We start from the raw sequence: 20,264 nt of genomic DNA on the forward strand, positions 1-20,264 counted from the left end.
TCCTCTACCGCAGGCGTTAATAGGGGGCCCTTCCTTACACCTCAGGCCAGGCGGGTCACGCCGCCTGCCGGGCGGACGGTGAGCGTGCCGGGCGCGGTGAAGCCGCGCTTCGCGTACGCCTCGGTGACGGCGGCGGCCACCGGATCGGCGGCGTCCGCGTCGACCAGGGCGAGCACGCAGCCGCCGAAGCCGCCGCCGGTCATCCGCGCGCCGTACGCCCCGGCGGACAGCGCCGCCTCGACCGCGGTGTCGATCTCCGGCACGGTGATCTCGAAGTCGTCGCGCATGGAGGCGTGCGAGGCGGTCAGCAGCGGGCCGGTGTCGCGGACCCGGCCGGCGCGCAGCAGCGCGACGGTGTCGAGCACCCGCTGGTTCTCGGTGACCACGTGCCGGACCCGGCGGCGGGTCTCGTCGTCGTCGAGGCGGGCCAGGGCGGCGTCGAGTTCGGCCACGTCGACGTCGCGCAGCGCGGCGACGCCGAGCGCGGCGGCGCCCTGTTCGCAGCTGCGGCGCCGGGCGGCGTACTCGCCGTCCGCGTGCCGGTGCGGCGCCCGGCTGTCGATGACCAGCACGGCCAGCCCGGCGGCGTCCAGGTCGAACGGGATCTGCTCGACCTCCTCGGTGCGGCAGTCGAGGAACAGCGCGTGCCCCTCCCGGCCGCGGATCACGGCGGACTGGTCCATGATCCCGGTGGGCGCGCCGACGTAGTCGTTCTCGGCCCGCTGGGCGAGCCGGGGCCACGCCCGCGCGGGCAGGTCCAGGCCGCCGAGGTCGACCAGCGCCGCCAGCACCGCCGACTCGATGGCCGCCGACGAGGAGAGCCCGGAGCCGACCGGCACGTCGGAGGCGACGGCGAGCCGCGCGCCCGGCACGTCGTGCCCGGCGGCGCGCAGCGCCCACACCACCCCGGCCACGTAGGCGGCCCAGCCGTCGACGCCGCCGGGCTCGTCGGCCTCCGCGGCGCCGAACTCCACCGGCTCGTCGTCCAGCTCCGACCAGACCGTCCAGCGCCCGTCGGGGTCGGGCGCGGCGGCGACCACGGTACGCAGCGGCAGCGCGAAGGGCAGCACGAAGCCGTCGTTGTAGTCGGTGTGCTCGCCGATCAGGTTGACCCGCCCGGGCGCCGCCCAGCGGCCGGCCGGCTCGGTGCGGTACCGCTGCCGGAAACCGGCGGTGGCGCGGTCGGCGACCGTCGTGCCCGGCGCGCTCACGCCGTGCACTCTTTCGTTCGCGACTGCGGGGCTCGCAACCCCGGCTCACTCCTCGCGCTCACGCCGTGCCTTCTTTCGTTCGCGACTGCGGGGCTCGCAACCCCGGCTCACTCCTCGCGCTCACGCCGTGCCTTCTTTCGTTCGCGACTGCGGGGCTCGCAACCCCGGCTCACTCCTCGCGCTCACGCGACGTGTGCCCGGTAGAACGCCCACGCATCGCCGACCATGTCGTGCAGGGTGGGCTTGGCCGGCGTCCAGCCCAGTTCGTCGCGGGCCAGCGCGGAGGACGCGACCAGCTCCGCCGGGTCGCCCTCGCGGCGTGGGGCCACCTCGACCGGCACCGGGTGGCCGGTGACCTCGCGGACCACGTCGACCACCTGCCGGTTGGTGAAGCCGTTGCCGTTGCCCAGGTTGTAGATGCGGTGCCGGCCCGGGGTGGCCGCGTCGAGCGCGAGCAGGTGGGCGCGCGCCAGGTCTTCCACGTGGATGTAGTCGCGTACGCAGGTGCCGTCGATCGTGGGGTAGTCGTCGCCGAAGAGCTGGAGCTTCTCCCGCCGCCCGGCTGCGACGTCGAGCGCGATCGGGATGAGGTGTGTCTCCGGGTCGTGCCGTTCGCCGATGGCCTGCCCGTCGCGCAGGTACGCCCCGGCGACGTTGAAGTAGCGCAGCGAGACGGCGGCCAGGTCGTGCGCGATCGCCTCGGAGGTGAGCGCCATGTCGACGGCCAGCTTGGTCGCGCCGTAGGTGCTGGTGGGGGCCTTGACGGCGGTCTCCGGGATGGGCAGCTCGGTGGGGTTGCCGTAGACGGCGGCGGTGGAGGAGAAGACCATCCGGGGCACCCGGGCGGCGCGGACCGCGTCGATGAGCGCGATCGAGCCGACGGTGTTGGTGTGCCAGTACAGCTCGGGCCGGATCATCGACTCGCCGGCGGCGATCAGGGCGGCGAAGTGCAGCACGCCGTCGAACCCGGCGTCGGGGGTGAGCACCCGGGCGGCCTCGTGCACCGGCAGGTCGACGTGGGTCGCCTCGGGGGCGAGGGCTTCCCGGTGACCGGTGCGCAGGTCGTCCAGCACGGTCACCTGGTGGCCGTGGTCGAGCAGCATCCGGGTCACCACGCTGCCGATGTAGCCGGCGCCGCCGGTGACGAGCAGTTTCACGTCGGTCGTCCTCCTGCCTGGGCCGCGTCGCGCGGCGGCCGTCCCGCGATCACCCTACGGCCGGGGGCGGTGTCGCGGCTGTCGAGTTGAGCCCGCCCCTATTCCATCACAATCCTTCATGATTGAACAGATCCGAACATTGGCCCGGGCGTACGGTGGCCGCTGTCTACCATCCTTGTCATGCGGGAGGGTGGTGGTCCCGGGCCCCGGCGGCGTCCGTCGGGGCGGCTCCGACGCGAACCCGGCCCGCTGGCCCGTACCGTGGCCCGCCTGGTGGTGCGGGCGGCCGACGGCGCCACCCGGCTGGTGACCGACCTGCTCGGCGCCAGCCCGGTCGCCGGACGGGAGCGGATCAGCGAGGCCGAGCTGCGGGATCTGGTCGCGGCGAACACTCTGCTCGACGCCGACGAGCGCCGGATCATCGACGAGGTGCTGGTGGCCGGCGCCCGGCTCGTACGCGAGGTGATGGTGCCCCGCACCGAGGTGGTCTTCCTCAGCGCCGCCCTGCCGCTGGCGCGGGCCCAGCGGCTGGTCCGGGACGACCCGCACACCCGCTACCCCGTGGTCGACGGCACGCACGACGACGTGGTCGGCATGGTGCACCTGCGGGACGTGCTGCTGCGCCCGGAGCCCGACCGGCCGCTGGCGGTGGGCGAGCTGACCCGCGAGGTGAAGCGCCTGCCGGACAGCAAGCGCGTGCTCGCGGCGCTGACCGAGATGCGCCGGGAGGGCCACCACCTGGCCGTGGTGATCGACGAGTACGGCGGCACCGCGGGCATCGTCACCTGCGAGGACCTGGTCGAGGAACTGGTCGGGGAGATCCGGGACGAGGAGCACGGCCCGCTCGAACCGGAGGCCGCCGGCCTGCCCGCTGTCGTGGACGGCCGGCTCAACCTGACCGACTTCGCCGAACGGACCGGCGTGCCGCTGCCCGCCGGCCCGTACGAGACGGTGGGCGGGTTCGTGATGGCCGCGCTGGGCCGGCTGCCGGTGGCCGGGGACGAGGTGCCGGTGGCGGTCGACCCGGACGGCGGATCGGTACCGGCCGATCCGGCCGGCTGGTTGCTGCGGGTACTGACGCTCGACGGGCGGCGGGTGTCCCGCCTGGCGGTCTCCGCCGCGCGGCTGCCCGAGCCCCGGCGTGAGGTGAACGGTCCGCTTCCGCCCGTACCCGCCCGATCCACCGGCCCGTCATGACGGACGCCGGGGCTTGCTGACAGAATTGCCGCCATGTCCGACGTACCCGCCCGCCCGCGCGTCTTCTCCGGCATCCAGCCGACGGCCGACTCGTTCCACCTCGGCAACTACCTGGGCGCGCTGCGGCACTGGGTGGCGTTGCAGGACAGCCACGACGCGTTCTACTGCGTGGTCGACCTGCACGCGATCACCGCCGGGCACGACCCGAAGGTGCTCAAGCGCCGCAGCCGGGTGGCCGCCGCGCAGCTGTTCGCGCTGGGCCTCGACCCGGAGCGCAGCACGCTGTTCGTCCAGTCGCAGGTGCCCGAGCACCCGCAGCTGGCCTGGGTGCTCGGCTGCATCACCGGGTTCGGCGAGGCCGGCCGGATGACCCAGTTCAAGGACAAGTCGCAGAAGCAGGGCAGCGAGCGGGCCAGTGTCGGCCTGTTCACGTACCCGATCCTGCAGGCCGCCGACATCCTGCTCTACCAGGCGAACGCGGTGCCGGTCGGCGAGGACCAGCGGCAGCACCTGGAGCTCTCCCGGGACCTGGCGCAGCGGTTCAATTCGCTGTTCGGCCGCACCTTCACGGTGCCCGCGCCGCACATCGTGAAGGACACCGCGAAGATCACCGACCTCCAGGACCCGACGGCCAAGATGTCGAAGTCGTCGTCCTCCCCGGCCGGCATCATCGACCTGCTGGAGGATCCGGCCCGCTCGGCCAAGAAGATCCGCTCGGCGGTCACCGACACCGGCCGCGAGATCGTCTTCGACGCCGAGGGCAAGCCGGGCATCAGCAACCTGCTCACCATCTACTCGGCGCTGTCCGGGCGGGGCATCGACGACCTGGTCGCCGCGTACGACGGCAAGGGCTACGGCGACCTGAAGAAGGACCTGGCCGAGGTGGTGCGCGAGTTCGTCACCCCGATCCAGGAACGCACGAACGGCTACCTGAACGACCCGGCCCAGCTGGACAAGCTGCTCGCGCAGGGCGCGGAGAAGGCCCGGGTGGTGGCCGCCGCGACGCTGCGTGACGCGTACGAGCGGGTCGGTTTCTTCCCGCCGGTGCGGTTCGAGTAGCGGCCCGGTCGGGCGGGAACGGGTGACGCAGCCGGTGGCCGAAGGGGTGGCGCGCAACGTGGCGGGCAGTGACGCGGTGCCGGGCGGCGCAGACACGATCCAGATCGGGATCGCTGTCGACGTCCCCGAGCCCTGGGGCGGGATGCTCACCCGCCGCCGGGTCGAGGCCGGCGACCCGGCCGCCGTCCCCGCGCACGTCACCCTGCTCGGGCCCACCGAGATCCCGGTACGCGCGCTGCCCGCCGTCGAGGATCACCTGGCCCGGGTCGCCGCCGCGCACCTGCCGTTCACCCTGCACCTGCGCGGCACCGGCACGTTCCGCCCGGTCACCCAGGTGGTGTTCGTGACGGTGGCGGCCGGGATCAGCGAGTGCGAGCTGCTGGCCGCCGCCATCAACTCGGCTCCCGAACTGCGGCGCGAGCTGCGTTTCCCCTACCACCCGCACGTCACGGTGGCCCAGGACGTGCCGACCGAGGTGCTCGACAAGGCGTACGAGGACCTGGCCGACTTCTCCGCGTTGTTCCAGGTGGAGGCGTTCACGCTGTTCTCGCACAGCGGGGCGACCCGGTGGCAGCCCCGCCGCGACTTCCGGCTCGGCGGGCAGAGCTGAACATCCGACCGGCCGGGGCACCTCCACCACAGGCGAAGATCGGCGAGGATGACGGGGTGAACGTCTTCGGCCGGATCGAGGCGGCGGTGGGGCGCCGCATCGACGCGGCGCGTGGCCGCTCGTCGGCCTTCGACCACGTCTGGCGGGCCGGGACGCTCTACGCCGACCTGCTCGCCGGTCGGCTCGCCGCCGCCATCGCGTACTACGGCTTCTTCGCCGTGTTCGCGCTCGCCCTGGTCGCGTACTGGATCTTCGGCGCGGTGCTGCGCGACAACGAGGAGGTCAGCCGCGCGGCGGCCCACTTCCTGGAAGAGAACCTGCCCTTCCTCGACCCGGCGCAGATCGCCGAGAGCAGCAACACCGTCGGCGTGGTCGGCCTGGTCATCCTGGTCTTCACCGGCATCGGCTGGGTGGAGGCGATCCGCTCCTCGCAGCGGCTGATGTACGGCTTCAACCAGCAGCCCGGCAACCTGGTGATGCGGCGCCTTGTCGACCTGGGCGTGCTGGTCGCCGTCTTCGTGCTGCTGTTCGTCTCGGTGGCCGCCGTCGACGCGCTGGAGTCGCTGCTGCGCTTCCTGCTGCGCAGCACCGGCTCGGTGGGCCTGACCACGATCAGCGCGGTGCTGAGCGTGCTCGTCAACGCCGTGCTCGCCGCCGCGATGCTGCTGGCCGTGCCCCGGCTGCGGATGAGCCGCCGGCGGCTGCGACCGGCGGTGCTCGCCGTCGCGATCGGGATCACCCTGCTCAACACCGTCGGTCGCTACTACGTGGTACGCACCGAGCGGAACCCGGCGTACACGGTGGTCGCCACCGCCGTGGGCCTGCTGCTCTACCTCTACCTGCTCAACCAGTTGGTGCTCTTCGGCGCGGCGCTCGCCGCGACCAGCCCGTACGGCCGGGTGGTGGACATGGCCGAGGGCGGGGCCCGGGAGGTGGACGTGGAGGCGGACGTGCTCGACGAGGAGACCGAGCCGGGAACGCCGGGAGGGGCGGGATGAGCGTGCGGATCCGGATCGACGTCGAGTCGGCGGTGCCGCCGTACGAGCAGGTGCGCGCGCAGTTCGCGGCGCGGATCGGCGACGGGCGGCTGCCGGTGGGCACCCGGCTGCCCGCGGTGCGGCAGCTCGCGGCGGACCTGGGGCTGGCGGTGAACACGGTGGCGCGGGCCTACCGGGAGCTGGAGGCCGCCGGGCTGGTCCAGACGCGCGGCCGGCACGGCACGGTGGTCGCGCCGGGACGGGACGACGCCGCCGACCGGCTGCAGCAGGCCGCCGCCGGGTACGCCGCCGAGGCGCGCCGCCTGGGCGTACCGCCGGAGCGGGCGGTCGCCCTGGTCCGTGCGGCGCTGGACGCCGGTACGCGTGGCTGAGCGCGGTCCCCTGAGCGGGGAGAGTCTCCGCCGATGCGGTCCCCGGGCGAGTCCCGGCGACGATGATGGGCCGGTGGGCGCACTCGTGACACTCGACCTGCCGGACGACTCGCCGATGCTCGGCCTGCCGTGGATCATCACGTTCGGCCCGCTCGGCGCTGATGACGAGTGGGAGCCGGTGGTCTGCGGCCCGTACGAGCGGGCGCACGCGCTGGCGCTGGCCGAGGCGGTGGTGGCCGAGGAGCAGCTGATGGCGGTGGTGGAGCCGCTGCTGCCGGCGCTCACGCCGGAGGAGATCCGGGGCGAGATCGCCGCGGCGCAGATCGCCGCCGAGGACGAGGCGGCCGAGATCGACCAGGCCGATCTGTACGGCGACTTCGAGGACGTCATCGACGAGGAGCTGGAACTGGCAGCCGAGCGGCAGCCCGAGCCCGAGCCGGCGAATCCGCCCGACCGGGAGGAGATCCGGGCCGGGTTCGCCCGGATCGCCGCGCTGCTCACCGCCAAGGGCGGCTGAGGACGCTCAGCGCGGCGGCCCGTCGAGCACGCAGAACTCGTTGTCCTCGGGGTCGACGAGCACCACGAACCCCTCCGCGCCGGTCTGCCCGACGTCGGCGAGCCGGGCGCCGAGCCCGATCAGCCGCTTGACCTCCGCCGTCTGCCCCTCGTCGGCGACCAGGTCCAGGTGGAGCCGGTTCTTGCCGTGCTTCGGGGTGCCGCTGCCCTGCAACCAGACGGTCGGGCCGGGCCGGTCGGACGGCGGGTAGAGCTTCGCGTTGCCGTCGTCGCCCTGCGAGACCGTGTAGCCGAGGGCGGCGGACCAGAACCGGGCCATCCGGTCCAGGTCGCTGACGTCGAGGGTGTACTGCGCCACGCGTGCTGTCATCCCCCGGTGGTACCCCGGGCCGCCGGGATGGACACCGGCCCCCCGGGAGCGGACTCCCGAGGGGCCGGGTCCACCTCACCCCCCACCACAAGGGGTCGGCAGCCCAGCCGCCCGTCGGCGCGGGGCACAACGGACGGCCAGGTCGTTGGCGGGTTACCCGGCTCAGCGCCGTTCGAACCACGCAGCTGCGTCCACCGGCAGGACGTGTCCGTCGCCCCGCTCGGTGAGGTCGGCGCTCGCGACGACCGGGCGGCCGTGGCCGCTCACCGTCACGTCGGCGCCGCTGATGTTGACCACACAGGTCAGCTCGGTGTCCCCGGCGACACGGCGGAACGCCAGGACGCCGGGCTCGGTCTCCAGCCAGGTGATGCCGCCGACCTCGGCGAGCGCCGGGTGCTCGTGCCGGATCCGCAGCGCGGTCCGGTACAGCTCCAGCGTCGAGCCGGAGATCCCGGTCTGCGCGGCCACCGACAGGGACCGCCAGGTCGCCGGCGCGGGCAGCCAGCTCAGCTCGCTGCCGCCGGGCCCGAATCCGTACGGGGGCAGCTCGCCGCCCCACGGGATCGGCACCCGGCAACCGTCGCGGCTCTCCCCGGTACGCCGGAACGCCGGGTCCTGGCGCAGCTCGTCGGGGAGGTCCAGCACCTCCGGCAGCCCCAGTTCCTCGCCCTGGTAGACGTACGCGCAGCCGGGCAGCGCGAACATCAGCAGCGCGGCGGCGCGGGCGCGGCGCAGGCCGACCTCGCCGTCGCCGTACCGGGTGACGTGACGCTGCCGGTCGTGGTTGGACAGCACCCAGGTGGTCGGCGCGCCGACGATCGTCGACTCGGCCAACGCGGTGTCGATCACCTTGCGGAACGAGTCGGCCGACCAGGTGGCGTCGAGGAAGTCGAAGCTGAACGCCTGGTGCAGCTCGTCCGGGCCGATGTACCGGGCCAGCCGCTGCGGAGTCTCGGCCCAGGCCTCGGCCACAGCCATCCGGCCACCCGGGTAGCTGTCCAGGATCGGGCGCCAGGCGCGGTAGATGTCGTGCACCTCGTCCTGGTCGAAGTACGGCAGCCGGCCCTTGCCCAGCAGCTCGGACTGGCGCTGGCCGGTGGTCATCGAGTTGAAGCCGACGTCCGGCAGCCCTTCGGCCTTGATCATCCCGTGGGCCACGTCGATCCGGAAGCCGTCCACGCCCCGGTCCAGCCAGAAGCGCAGGATGTCCTCGAACTCGGCCCGCACCTCGGGGTGACGCCAGTTCAGGTCGGGCTGGGCCGGGTCGAACAGGTGCAGGTACCACTGGCCGTCGACCACGCGCGTCCAGGCCGGGCCGCCGAAGATGCTCTCCCAGTCGTTCGGGGGCAGCTCGCCCTGCTCGCCCTTGCCGTCGGCGAACAGGTAGCGCTCGCGCTCCGGCGAGCCGGGGCCGGCGGCGAGCGCCGCGGCGAACCACGGGTGCGCGCTGGAGGTGTGGTTGGGCACCATGTCGACGATGATGCGCAGGCCGAGCGCGTGCGCGTCGGTGATCATCTCGTCGAAGTCGGTCAGGTTGCCGAACAGCGGGTCGACGTTGCGGTAGTCGGCCACGTCGTAGCCGGCGTCGACCTGGGGAGAGGTGTAGAACGGCGTCAGCCAGAGCGCGTCCACGCCGAGGTCACGCAGGTACGGCAGGCGCTGCCGGATGCCCTGGAGGTCACCGACGCCGTCGGAGTTCGCGTCGGCGAAGCTGCGGACGTACACCTGGTAGACGACCGCGGACCGCCACCAGTCGTCGTCGGCGGGCCGTGGCGTGGGGGTGGTGGCGGAGGTCATCGCTGTCGATTCCCGTTCTGTGGCGGCGCAGGGTGTCTGAGCAGAATGCCGCCATAGCCCTGCAAGAGTCAAGCATTCCTTGCGCAAGAAATGGCAACCATCACCCGCCGGCCTTCCAGGCCCTTCTCCCGCATCCCGAGACACCCACCAGCCCTTCGTGCGGTTGATCAAGGAGTTTGTGTCCCAGTTGGAGATCGACTCCGACCCAAACCCCTTGATCAACCGGGGGCGCGCGGGGCGCGGGGAGGGGGAGGGAGGTGGTCAGGCGGGGATGGGGAGTGGGGAGGAGGGGGTGGGGCGCTGGCGTTTCGGGGGGTCGGCGGGGCGGGTCACCGCGGTGGAGCCGCGTACCACCAGCTCGGGGCGGAACAGGTACTCCGAGTTCGGGGAGGGGTGGCCGTTGATCTCGTCGACCAGGGCCCGGACCGCGGCGACCGCCATGGCGGCGACCGGCTGGCGCACAGTGGTCAGCGGCGGGTCGGTGAAGGCCATGAGCGGCGAGTCGTCGTACCCGACCACGGAGATGTCGCCGGGCACCGAGAGTCCGCGCTGGCGGGCTGCCCGGATCGCGCCGAGCGCCATCAGGTCGGAGCCGCAGACCAGGCCGGTCACGCCGCGCTCGATGAGCCGGCCGGCGGCCGCCTCGCCGCCCTCCACGCCGAACAGCGACAGCTCGGTCAGCTCCGTCAGCTCGTCGGAGGGGATGTCGGTGAGGCGCCCCATCGCGGCCTTGTAGCCGGCGACCTTGCGCTGCACCGGCACGAACCGGTCCGGGCCGGTGATCAGGCCGATCCGGCGGTGCCCGAGCGCGACCAGGTGGGCGACTGCGAGTTCGGCGGACTCACGGTCGTCGCAGGAGACGAACGGCGCGGGGATGCCCGGGGCGTACCCGTTGATCATGACGATCGGCAGCGGCCGGGCCAGCAGCGTGCGGTAGCGGTCGTGGTCCGCGGCGGTGTCGGCGTGCAGGCCGGAGACGAAGACGATGCCGGAGACCTGCCGGTCCAGCAGCATCTCCACGTACTCGTCCTCGCGGACGCCGCCCGGGGTCTGCGTGCAGAGCACCGGGGTGTAGCCGGTCGGGGCGAGCGCGGACTCGATGATCTGGGCGAAGGCCGGGAAGATCGGGTTGTCCAGCTCGGGCACGACCAGGCCGACCAGCCCGGCGCTGCGCTTGCGCAGCCGGGCCGGGCGTTCGTAGCCGAGCACATCGAGAGCGGTGAGGACCGCCTGCCGGGTCTCGGGGGCCACACCGGGGCGGTCATTGAGCACCCGCGACACCGTGGCCTCGCTGACTTCAGCCTGTTGGGCGATGTCGGACAGTCGAGCGCGCATGTGCGGCACTTTAGCCCAACGGCAAAGTCTTGCGTACACTTCTGCAAGCCCTTCCATTCTCTGCAACCTCTTGCTAACGTCCCCGCAACATGCGAGAGCAGCGGCGCAGCACCACGGCGCCGGTCAGCAAGAAATTTCAGAGGTTTCCACTGGCGGGCCGCCCTTCCCCCGGCGGGCCGCCATGACGACAGGAGTACCGATGCGCATCCGTACCGCGGGTGTGGTCGCCGTCCTCGGCCTGGCGCTCGCCGCCTCCGGCTGTGGTGACAGCGGCAGCGACGACAAGCCGGCCGCCGGCGAGTCCGCCAAGGCGACCGGCGGCAAGCTGGTCATCTGGGCCGACGACAAGCGCACGGCCGCGCTCAAGCCGTTCGCCGAGGAGTTCGGCAAGGAGAACGGCGTGACCGTCGAGGTCCAGGCCGTCTCCAAGGACCTGCAGACCAACTTCGTCACCGCCTCGCAGCAGGGCAGCGGCCCGGACGTCGTGGTCGGCGCGCACGACTGGATCGGCAACCTGGTCCAGAACGGCGCCATCGACCCGGTGCAGCTCCCGGCCGAGCAGAAGGCCGGCTTCAACGAGACCGCCATCAAGGCCGTCACGTTCAACGGTCAGCTCTACGGGGTGCCCTACGCCACCGAGAACGTCGCGCTGATCCGCAACACCGAGCTGGCCCCCGAGGCGCCGAAGACGATCGAGGACCTGGTCGCCGCCGGCAAGAAGCTCAAGGCCGAGAAGAAGGCCAGCGAGATCCTGTGCCTGCAGTCCGGCCAGAACGGCGACGCGTACCACATCTACCCGCTCTACACCTCCGGCGGCGGCTACCTGTTCGGCACCACGGCGAACGGCGACTACGACCCGAAGGACCTGGGCGTGGGCAAGCCGGAGTCGATCGCTGCCTTCCAGAAGATCGCGAAGCTGGGTGAGAAGGGCGAGGGTGCGCTGAAGCGCTCCATCACCGGCGAGAACTCCATCGCCACCTTCACCGGCAAGAAGTGCGCGTTCCTGGTCTCCGGCCCGTGGGCCGTGGCCGACGCCAAGAAGGCCAACATCTCCTACGACATCTCCCCGGTCCCCGGCTTCGCCGGTGGCCAGGAGGCTCAGCCGTTCGTGGGCGTCCAGGCGTTCTACGTGGCCGCCAAGGGCAAGAACAAGGCCCTGGCCCAGGAGTTCGTCACCAACTACGTGACCAAGCCCGAGCTGGCCGTCGCGCTGTACAAGGCCGAGCCGCGCCCGCCGGCGCTGACCGCCGCCTTCGACCAGGTCAAGGGTGAGGACGCGGACCTGGCCAAGTTCTCCGAGGCCGGCAAGAACGGCCAGGTGCTCCCGGCGATCCCGGCCATGGCCGCGATCTGGGACCCGTTCGGCAAGGCGGAGGCCGCCATCATCGGCGGCGCCGACCCGGCCAAGACGATCACGGCCGCCGGCAAGACCATCCAGGGTCAGATCAAGTAATGAGCGCGCCGCTGTCCGGCCCGGGGTCTGCACCGCAGGCCCCGGGCCGGGAGCCCGTACGCCGTGGGCTCCCGCGCACGTCCCGTACCGCGCGGCAAGACGCGCCGATCACCGCGACCGGCCTCGTCGTCAAGGTGGTCCTGCTCGGCCTGGTGGCCGGGATCGCGATCTGGGCGGCCTTCCCGCTCATCGAGGCCGAACACTGGATCGGGCTGGGCATCCTGGTGGCCACCACCGCCGGCCTGTTCTACCTCTACCTGAGCCGCCGGCACATCCCCGCCAAGTACCTGGTCCCCGGCACGCTCTTCCTGATCGCCTTCCAGGTCTTCCCGGTGCTCTACACCGCGAGCACCGCGTTCACGAACTTCGGCGACGGCCACCGTGGCAGCAAGGACGACGCGATCGTCGCCGTGCAGACCTCCTCGGTGAAGCAGGTCCCCGGCTCGACCGAGTACAACCTCACCATCGCCACGAAGGGCGACCCGGCGACCGGCGCCCTGGTCTTCCTGCTCAGCGACCCGAAGACCAAGGACGTCTTCGCCGGCGACGCGGAAGGGCTGCGCAAGCTCGACGCCGCCGACGTCGAGTTGAGCAGCCTCAGCGGCAAGATCACCGCCGCGGACGGCTACACCCTGCTGAACATCGGGCAGGCCAGCAGCCGCAGCGACGCCGTCACCGCGCTCATCGTGCCCACCGACGAGGGCGCCATCCGCTCCAACGGCCTCACCCGGGCCTACGAGGGCAAGGCGGTCCGGGCGTACGACGCCGGCTGCGACTGCGTCAAGGACAGCGAGACCGGCAAGACGTGGACCGCCGACGAGGGGTCCGGCTCCTTCGTCGCCGCCGACGGCGAGCGGCTCGCCCAGGGCTGGAAGGTCGACGTCGGGCTGAAGAACTTCGGCGCGGTGCTCACCGACCCGAACATCTCCGGGCCGTTCTTCGGCACGCTGGCCTGGAACTTCGCGTTCGCGATCGGTTCCACCGGCCTGACGTTCCTGCTCGGCATGGCCATCGCGCTCGCGCTGCACTCACCCCGGATGCGCGGCACCAACTTCTACCGGGTGCTGCTGATCCTGCCGTACGCCATGCCGTCGTTCGCCATGTTGTTGATCTGGCGGGACATGTTCAACACCGACTTCGGCCTGCTCAACAACCTGTTCGGGCTGAACGTCGACTGGTTCGGCGGCAGCTGGTCGGCCCGGATCGCGGTGCTGCTGGTGCAGCTCTGGCTCGGCTACCCGTACATGTTCCTGGTGGCCACCGGCGCGTTGCAGGCCATCCCGCGGGAGCTGACCGAGGCGACCTCGGTCGACGGCGCGTCGCCCTGGCAGTCGTTCCGGGCGGTCACCCTGCCGCTGCTGCTGGTGGCGCTCTCGCCGCTGCTGATCGCGTCGTTCGCGTTCAACTTCAACAACGTCAACGCGATCCTGTTCACCACCGAGGGCGGCCCGTTCGCGCCGGACAACCCGCGCAACGGCGCCACCGACCTGCTGATCACCTACACGTACCGGCTCGCGTTCGGCGCACAGGGCGCCGAGTTCGGCCTGGCCGCCACCGTCTCGATCTTCATCTTCGCGATCGTGGCGACGGTGTCGGCGATCAGCTTCCGGCGGACCCGCAAGCAGGAGGAGGTGTACTCGTGACCACAATCGCGAAGACGCCCGCGGCCACCCGCACGCCGGCCCGCCGCTCGCGTGGACGCTGGTTCGCGCAGGTCGGCTGGCGGCACGTGGTGGGCGTGCTGGCGGTGGCGTTCAGCCTCTTCCCGATCCTGTTCGTGATCTCGGCGGCGTTCAACCCGCTCGGCACGCTCTCCTCCACCGAGCTGCTGCCGACCGGGGCGTCGCTGGAGAACTTCACGAACCTGTTCGACCGGACCGCGTTCGGCCACTGGTTCCTCAACTCGCTGCTGCTCGCGGGTGTGGCCAGCTTCGCGTCGATCTTCCTGTCGTCGCTCGCGGCGTACGCGTTCTCCCGGATGCGCTTCGCCGGACGCCGGGTGGGCCTGCTCGCGCTGCTGCTGATCCAGATGTTCCCGCAGTTCCTGGCGATCGTGGCGATCTTCCTGATCTTCACCACGCTCACCGACCTCTACCCGTCGATCGGGTTCAACACCCCGTGGGGCCTGTTCCTGCTCTACATGGGTGGCGCGCTGGGCGCGAACACCTGGCTGATGAAGGGCTTCTTCGACACGCTGCCGAAGGAGCTGGACGAGTCGGCGACCATGGACGGCGCGTCGCACGTGCAGGTCTTCTTCCGGATCATGCTGCCGCTGGTGGCGCCGATCCTGGCGGTGACCGGCCTGCTCGCGTTCATCGGATCGATCAACGAGTTCATCATCGCCAACGTGTTCCTCACCGAACCCGAGGCGAAGACGCTCGCGGTCGGCATGTACGGCCTGGTGGCCGGCGAGCGCAACAACAACTTCGGGATGTTCGCGGCGGGCACCCTGCTCACCGCGATCCCGACGGTGCTGGTGTTCCAACTGCTCCAGCGCTACATCGTCTCCGGACTCACCTCCGGAGCGGTAAAGGGCTGAGCCTCCTCGGCTCACGCTGCGGCAAGGGCGTCGTGTCGGCGTACACCGGAGCGGTTTCCGGGCGGACCGCCGCGGTCGGGTGAACCGGCCGCGGCGGGTGCCCGCCCCTCTCCCTGTCGGTAGACGCGAAAGGCAGCGCCATGTCCCTTCAGCCGCACCACGACGGCTCCGCCACCTACGTCCCGGAGCAGGAGCCCGCGCTCGGGCAGACCGTTCCGGTCTTCGTCCGGGTCCCGGCCGGTTCCGGCGTCTCCCAGGTGCACGTGCGCACCACCGGCGACGGCGAGCCGCGCTTCGCCGAGGCGCGGGTCGACCGCACCGCGAACGGCGACGTGTGGTGGCGGGCCGACGTCGAGGTCCGCAACCCGGTCAGCAACTACCGCTTCCTGCTCGACGGCGAACGCGGCGCCCGCTGGCTCAACGCGGCCGGGCTGTCCGGCCACGACGTGCCCGACAACGGCGACTTCAAGCTGGTCAGCTACGCCCCGCCGCCGGCCTGGGCCCGCGACGCGGTGATCTACCAGGTCTTCCCGGACCGGTTCGCCCGCTCGGCCGCCGCCGACGACCGGACCGCGCCGGACTGGGCGATTCCGTGCGACTGGGACACCCCGGTGATCGGCCGCGGCCCGGAGACGCCCCGCCAGTTCTACGGCGGCGACCTCGACGGCGTCACCGAACACCTGGACCACCTGGACCGGCTCGGCGTCAACACCGTCTACCTCACGCCGGTGTTCCCGGCGCGCTCCAACCACAGGTACGACGCGTCGAGCTTCGACACCGTCGACCCGCTGCTCGGCGGCGACGCGGCGCTGGCCCGGCTCGCCGACGCCGTGCACGCCCGGGGCTGGCGGCTGCTCGGCGACATCACCAGCAACCACACCGGCGACGCCCACGACTGGTTCACCGCCGCCGTCTCCGACGTGCACGCGCCGGAACGCGAGCTGTACTACTTCGACCTGCCCGGCTCGGACTACGAGTCGTGGAACGGGGTGAAGTCACTGCCGAAGCTGAACTGGGGCAGCGCGGAACTGCGCCGCCGGTTCGCCACCGCCGAGGACTCGCTGCTGCGCCGCTGGCTGTGCCCGCCGTACGGGCTGGACGGCTGGCGGGTCGACGTGGCGAACATGACCGGGCGCCGCGGCGCGGACGCGTACACCCACGAGGTGGCGCGGCTGCTGCGCGAGGTGGTCGCGGAAACCCGCGCGGACGGGCTGCTGCTCGCCGAGCACGGCCACGACCACACCGGTGACCTGGACCGCGACGGCTGGCACGGGACGATGAACTACGTCGGCTTCACCGACCCGGTCTGGTCCTGGCTGCGGCACGGCGACGACCCGGTGCCGAACTTCCTCGGCACTCCCGGCGGGGTACGGCGGCGCGACGCGGCGGCGGTGCTCGCCACCATGAACACCTACCGGTCGCTGATCTCCTGGCGGTCGTACACGCACTCGTGGCAGCTGCTCGGCTCGCACGACTCGGCCCGGATCCGCACGGTGGTCGGTGACGCGGCACGGCAGGAGGTGGCGGCCGGGCTGCTCGCCACCCTGCCCGGCACGCCTGTGGTCTTCGCCGGGGACGAGCTGGGCCTGACCGGCACGAACGGGGAGGGCTCACGTACCCCGATGCCGTGGCACCGGCCGGAGAGCTGGGACCGGCGCACGTTCGAGGCGTACCGGTCGTTGCTGACGCTGCGCCGCGACGAGCCGGCGCTGCGCCACGGTGGCCTGCGCTGGGTGCACGCGGACGCGGACACGCTCGTCTTCCTGCGCGAGGCGCCCACATCGACGGTGCTGGTGCTGGCAAGGCGTGCCGCAGGCACCCCGGTACGCCTGCAAGGCGTGGGAGCCGCAGACAACGTCTACGGCAACGCCCCCGCCCTCCACCCCGACGCCGAGGGCGCGGTCACCCTCCCCGCCGAGGGCCCCACGTTCCAGGCGTGGCGCTTGCGCTGAACTTCCGTCGATCTTGCGGTTGCGGCCCGTGTGGCGCGGCTTCTGCGCCGTTTGCCGGGGCGGCAACCGCAAGATCGCGGGGGAGCGCGGGGTCACGGTATGACGGCAGGTCGGCGGGGTCATTACTACAAAGCGTCGTTGATGGGGGAGGATGGGCGGCGTGGAAGCTCTTCGACTGATTCTTCTCTACGTCCATCTGATCGGTTTCGCGCTGCTGCTCGGCGGCGGGATCGCCCAGTACGTCTCCGGCAAGCTGCGCATCAACGCGGCCATGCTCTGGGGCGCGATCATCCAGGTCCTCACCGGCATCGGGCTGTCCGCTCCGCTGCGCGACGGAGACGAGCCGGCCCCGGCAAAGCTTGTTACCAAGTTGGTGCTCGCGCTGCTCATCTTCGTCATGGTCTTCTTCTCCCGTAAGCGGGAGACCGTCAACCGCGGCCACTTCCTCGCGATCGTCGGGTTGACGCTGGTCAACGCTGCCGTCGCGGTGTTCTGGCGTTAGTTCGCCGCGAGTCGGGGAAGCTTCGGGAAACGGACGTTCGCGACACCACCGCGCACGCCCACCGGCCTGATTAGTGACCTGCCCCACGCAAGGGTTACACCGGGGTAACGGACGCTCAACAGTCGTGCACGATTGTCGGCCGGTGGGTGGGCGCGGGCGTACGCTCCCGTCCGTAACGTGGGACGCCGGCCGCACATCGCAGGCCGGCGAAGGGCTGCACGCCGCGCACGACGCGGTGTGCAAGGGGAAGGAGACGTCTTGCGCTCTGTGCGTGGGATGCGGATTGCCTCCGTCATTGCGGCGGGTGGACTCGTGCTGGGCGCTGCCGCGTGTGGTGAGGCTCCGGACGACGACAACAACGCCGGCGGCGACGGTGGCAAGAAGTTCAGCGCCTGCATGGTGACTGACGTCGGCGGCGTCGACGACAAGTCCTTCAACGCCTCGGCCTGGAAGGGCCTGCAGGAGGCGCAGAAGGAGAACGACAAGATCGACATCAAGTACGTCCAGTCGAAGGCCGAGGCGGACTACGAGGTCAACCTGACCGGGTTCGTCAACCAGAAGTGCGACTTCATCCTGGCCGTCGGTGGCCTGATGTCGGACGCCACCAAGGCGGCGGCTGAGAAGAACCCGAACCAGCAGTTCGCCATCGTCGACGCGAACCCGGGTGTGTCGAACGTCTACCCGATGCAGTTCGACACCGCGCAGGCCGGGTTCCAGGCCGGCTACCTGGCCGCCGGGATGAGCAAGTCCGGCAAGGTCGGCACCTACGGCGGCCTGCCGATCCCGCCGGTCACCATCTTCATGGACGGCTTCGCCGACGGCGTGGCGTACTACAACAAGACCAAGAGCAAGAACGTCCAGGTGCTGGGCTGGGACAAGGCCGCCCAGAAGGGCTCCTTCGCCAACTCGTTCGAGAAGCAGGACGAGGGCAAGAAGGTCTCCGACGCGCTCGTCGCGCAGGGCGCCGACATCGTGATGCCGGTCGCCGGTGGCGCCGGTCTCGGCACCACCTCCGCGGCCAAGGCCTCGGGCGGCAAGTACTCGGTCGTCTGGGTGGACATCGACGGCTGCGAGAGCACCCCGGACTGCTCGGCGATCCTGACCACCGTGGTCAAGAACATCCCGGACGCCGTCAAGGAGGCCACGCTGAAGGCCGCCGGTGGCGAGAAGCTCCAGTCCACGCCGGGCTTCGTGGGCACGCTCGCCAACAACGGCGTCTCGATCGCCCCGTACCACGACTTCGACAGCAAGGTCCCGGCGGACCTGAAGGCCGAGGTCGACAAGATCAAGGCGGACATCGCCGCCGGCACCATCACTGTCACCTCGAAGGCCCAGCCGACCAAGTGACAGTCCCGCCGGCCGCCACGGTGCGATCATCGGCAGCGGGGGCCGGCGGGCACCAGGCATGACGATCCGGCCGTCCCGGCGCAACGGGGTCCCGAACCCCGGCGCCGGGGCGGCCGATCACCTTGAATCCCCCGAACATCCCCACCCGGCGCGGTGGCGGCGCGGCAGGTCGCTACGCTGCACCATCGCTCGCACTCCAGGAGGTTGCGCTGAGACTCGAACTGCGCGGCATCACCAAACGGTTCGGTGATCTGGTCGCCAACGACCACATCGACCTGACGGTGGAGCCTGGAGAGATCCACGCCCTGCTCGGCGAGAACGGCGCCGGCAAGTCGACCCTGATGAACGTGCTCTACGGCCTCTACCAGCCGGACGAGGGCGAGATCCTGGTCGACGGCAAGCCGCTGAAGCTGAAGGGCCCGTCGGACGCGATCGCCGCCGGGATCGGGATGGTGCACCAGCACTTCATGCTGGTGCCGGTCTTCACCGTGGCCGAGAACGTGATGCTCGGCGCCGAGCAGGTCAAGGGGCCGTTCGCCGGCATCCTCGACCGGCGACGGGCCCGGCGCGAGGTCGCCGAGGTGTCCGAGCGGTACAACCTGCGGGTCGACCCAAACGCGGTGATCGAGGACCTGCCGGTCGGCATCCAGCAGCGGGTGGAGATCGTCAAGGCCCTCACCCGCGACGTCGACCTGCTGATCCTCGACGAGCCGACCGCCGTGCTCACCCCGCAGGAGACCGAGGAGCTGCTCGCGGTCATGCGGTCGCTCAAGGCCGCCGGCAAGTCGATCGTGTTCATCACCCACAAGCTGGGCGAGGTGAAGGCCATCGCCGACCGGATCACCGTGATCCGGCGCGGGAAGACGGTCGGCACCGCCGAGCCGAGCGCCAGCCGGGACGAACTGGCCGCGTTGATGGTGGGACGCAGCGTCCGGCTGACGGTGGACAAGAAGCCGGCCACGCCGGGCAGGCCGGTCCTGGAGGTCGCGGGCCTGGTCGTGGACGACGACCGGCAGGTACGCGCCGTCGACGGCGTCGACCTGACAGTGCACGCCGGTGAGGTGCTCGGCGTCGCGGGCGTGCAGGGCAACGGCCAGACCGAGCTGATCGAGGCGATCATGGGCCTGCGCCCGGTGCTCGCCGGCACGGTCAGCCTGGACGGCGAGCCGACGCACGGCTGGTCGACCAAGAAGGTGCTGCACGCCGGTGTCGGCTACGTGCCCGAGGACCGCAGCGTGGACGGCCTGGTCAAGGAGTTCTCCGTGGCGGAGAACCTGGTGCTCGACATCTACGACCGGCCGCCCTTCGGCAAGGGCCTGTCGCTCAAGCCCGAGGCCATCGCGAAGTCGGCCCGGGAACGGATCGAGCAGTTCGACGTCCGTACCTCCTCGGCCGACGCGGCGGTCGGCACGCTCTCCGGCGGCAACCAGCAGAAGGTGATCGTGGCCCGGGAGCTGTCCCGGCCGCTGAAGCTCTTCATCGCCGCCCAGCCCACCCGCGGCGTGGACGTCGGCTCGATCGAGTTCATCCACAGCCGGGTCATCCGCGAGCGGGACATCGGCACCGCGGTCATGGTGGTCTCCAGCGAACTGGACGAGGTGATCGGCCTGGCCGACCGGATCGCGGTCATGTACCGCGGGCGGATCATCGGCGTCGTCGGCCCGGACACCCCGCGCGAGGAGATCGGCCTGCTGATGGCCGGCATCACCCCGGACGCCGCCACCCCGGACGCCGCCACCGCGACCGACGACGGCCCTGGCAACGAGGACGAGGCATGACCAACCCGAACCCCGTCTCGGGTTCCCCGGACAAGGAACCGGCGACCGAGGCGCAGGAGTCGCTGAGCGAGG

At 71.4% G+C, this 20,264-nt stretch carries 18 protein-coding genes; 13 read left to right on the top strand and 5 right to left on the bottom strand.

The window, feature by feature from the left end; genetic code table 11:
- Positions 1-41: 41 nt before the first annotated feature.
- Positions 42-1,211: a galactokinase gene (gene galK, locus FHU28_RS06720; protein WP_184681932.1), complete on the bottom strand. Its 1,170-nt coding sequence runs from the start codon at positions 1,209-1,211 to the stop codon at positions 42-44.
- Positions 1,212-1,393: 182 nt separating this feature from the next.
- A complete protein-coding gene (gene galE, locus FHU28_RS06725; RefSeq protein WP_184681934.1) occupies positions 1,394-2,368 on the bottom strand; it encodes a UDP-glucose 4-epimerase GalE in 975 nt (324 codons plus the stop codon).
- 180 nt (positions 2,369-2,548) lie between these two features.
- Here galE and FHU28_RS06730 point away from each other — a divergent pair, with 180 nt between their 5' ends.
- The 6 genes from FHU28_RS06730 to FHU28_RS06755 all read left to right on the top strand — a co-directional run bounded on the left by FHU28_RS06730 (position 2,549) and on the right by FHU28_RS06755 (position 7,120).
- Positions 2,549-3,565, top strand: a complete 1,017-nt coding sequence (locus FHU28_RS06730) for a hemolysin family protein (RefSeq protein WP_221453131.1) — start codon at positions 2,549-2,551, stop codon at positions 3,563-3,565.
- Positions 3,566-3,598: 33 nt separating this feature from the next.
- The gene (gene trpS, locus FHU28_RS06735) at positions 3,599-4,624 is read left to right on the top strand and encodes a tryptophan--tRNA ligase (RefSeq protein ID WP_184681936.1); all 1,026 of its coding nucleotides are present in this window, start codon (positions 3,599-3,601) and stop codon (positions 4,622-4,624) included.
- A gap of 22 nt (positions 4,625-4,646) precedes the next feature.
- Positions 4,647-5,234, top strand: a complete 588-nt coding sequence (locus FHU28_RS06740) for a 2'-5' RNA ligase family protein (protein ID WP_184681938.1) — start codon at positions 4,647-4,649, stop codon at positions 5,232-5,234.
- A gap of 56 nt (positions 5,235-5,290) precedes the next feature.
- The gene (locus tag FHU28_RS06745; RefSeq protein WP_073825311.1) at positions 5,291-6,232 is read left to right on the top strand and encodes a YhjD/YihY/BrkB family envelope integrity protein; all 942 of its coding nucleotides are present in this window, start codon (positions 5,291-5,293) and stop codon (positions 6,230-6,232) included.
- Positions 6,229-6,603 (top strand): GntR family transcriptional regulator, encoded by a 375-nt coding sequence (locus FHU28_RS06750; RefSeq protein ID WP_184681940.1) that lies wholly within the window; start codon positions 6,229-6,231, stop codon positions 6,601-6,603. Before FHU28_RS06745 ends, FHU28_RS06750 begins: the two co-directional genes overlap by 4 nt.
- A 73-nt stretch (positions 6,604-6,676) precedes the next feature.
- A complete protein-coding gene (locus FHU28_RS06755; RefSeq protein ID WP_073825304.1) occupies positions 6,677-7,120 on the top strand; it encodes a hypothetical protein in 444 nt (147 codons plus the stop codon).
- A 6-nt stretch (positions 7,121-7,126) separates the two neighbouring features.
- On the opposite strand, the gene FHU28_RS06760 is transcribed toward FHU28_RS06755, so the two are convergent.
- The 3 genes from FHU28_RS06760 to FHU28_RS06770 all read right to left on the bottom strand — a co-directional run bounded on the left by FHU28_RS06760 (position 7,127) and on the right by FHU28_RS06770 (position 10,621).
- The gene (locus FHU28_RS06760; protein WP_184681942.1) at positions 7,127-7,489 is read right to left on the bottom strand and encodes a VOC family protein; all 363 of its coding nucleotides are present in this window, start codon (positions 7,487-7,489) and stop codon (positions 7,127-7,129) included.
- A gap of 162 nt (positions 7,490-7,651) precedes the next feature.
- Positions 7,652-9,286 carry a glycoside hydrolase family 13 protein gene (locus FHU28_RS06765; RefSeq protein WP_184681944.1) on the bottom strand — a complete coding sequence of 545 codons (1,635 nt, stop codon included), beginning with the start codon at positions 9,284-9,286 and terminating at the stop codon, positions 7,652-7,654.
- A 261-nt stretch (positions 9,287-9,547) separates the two neighbouring features.
- Positions 9,548-10,621, bottom strand: a complete 1,074-nt coding sequence (locus tag FHU28_RS06770; RefSeq protein ID WP_184681946.1) for a LacI family DNA-binding transcriptional regulator — start codon at positions 10,619-10,621, stop codon at positions 9,548-9,550.
- Between the two features lie 199 nt (positions 10,622-10,820).
- Here FHU28_RS06770 and FHU28_RS06775 point away from each other — a divergent pair, with 199 nt between their 5' ends.
- The 7 genes from FHU28_RS06775 (at position 10,821) to FHU28_RS06805 (ending at position 20,192) form a co-directional block, all read left to right on the top strand.
- Complete coding sequence (locus FHU28_RS06775) at positions 10,821-12,074, top strand: sugar ABC transporter substrate-binding protein (protein ID WP_073825291.1); 1,254 nt, start codon at positions 10,821-10,823, stop codon at positions 12,072-12,074.
- Positions 12,074-13,717 (top strand): ABC transporter permease subunit, encoded by a 1,644-nt coding sequence (locus FHU28_RS06780; protein WP_184681948.1) that lies wholly within the window; start codon positions 12,074-12,076, stop codon positions 13,715-13,717. Before FHU28_RS06775 ends, FHU28_RS06780 begins: the two co-directional genes overlap by 1 nt.
- Positions 13,714-14,613, top strand: coding sequence for a sugar ABC transporter permease (locus FHU28_RS06785; RefSeq protein WP_184681950.1), 900 nt, complete (start codon positions 13,714-13,716; stop codon positions 14,611-14,613). The genes FHU28_RS06780 and FHU28_RS06785 overlap by 4 nt, the downstream gene beginning before the upstream one ends.
- Before the next feature lie 140 nt (positions 14,614-14,753).
- A complete protein-coding gene (locus tag FHU28_RS06790) occupies positions 14,754-16,565 on the top strand; it encodes a glycoside hydrolase family 13 protein (RefSeq protein ID WP_184681952.1) in 1,812 nt (603 codons plus the stop codon).
- A 160-nt stretch (positions 16,566-16,725) separates the two neighbouring features.
- The gene (locus FHU28_RS06795; RefSeq protein ID WP_030501184.1) at positions 16,726-17,067 is read left to right on the top strand and encodes a hypothetical protein; all 342 of its coding nucleotides are present in this window, start codon (positions 16,726-16,728) and stop codon (positions 17,065-17,067) included.
- Between the two features lie 276 nt (positions 17,068-17,343).
- The gene (locus FHU28_RS06800; RefSeq protein ID WP_184689313.1) at positions 17,344-18,414 is read left to right on the top strand and encodes a BMP family lipoprotein; all 1,071 of its coding nucleotides are present in this window, start codon (positions 17,344-17,346) and stop codon (positions 18,412-18,414) included.
- A 269-nt stretch (positions 18,415-18,683) separates the two neighbouring features.
- The gene (locus FHU28_RS06805; RefSeq protein ID WP_311773690.1) at positions 18,684-20,192 is read left to right on the top strand and encodes an ABC transporter ATP-binding protein; all 1,509 of its coding nucleotides are present in this window, start codon (positions 18,684-18,686) and stop codon (positions 20,190-20,192) included.
- The last annotated feature ends 72 nt before the right edge of the window (positions 20,193-20,264 follow it).

The organism is Micromonospora echinospora (genome assembly GCF_014203425.1).
GTDB lineage: Bacteria > Actinomycetota > Actinomycetes > Mycobacteriales > Micromonosporaceae > Micromonospora > Micromonospora echinospora_A.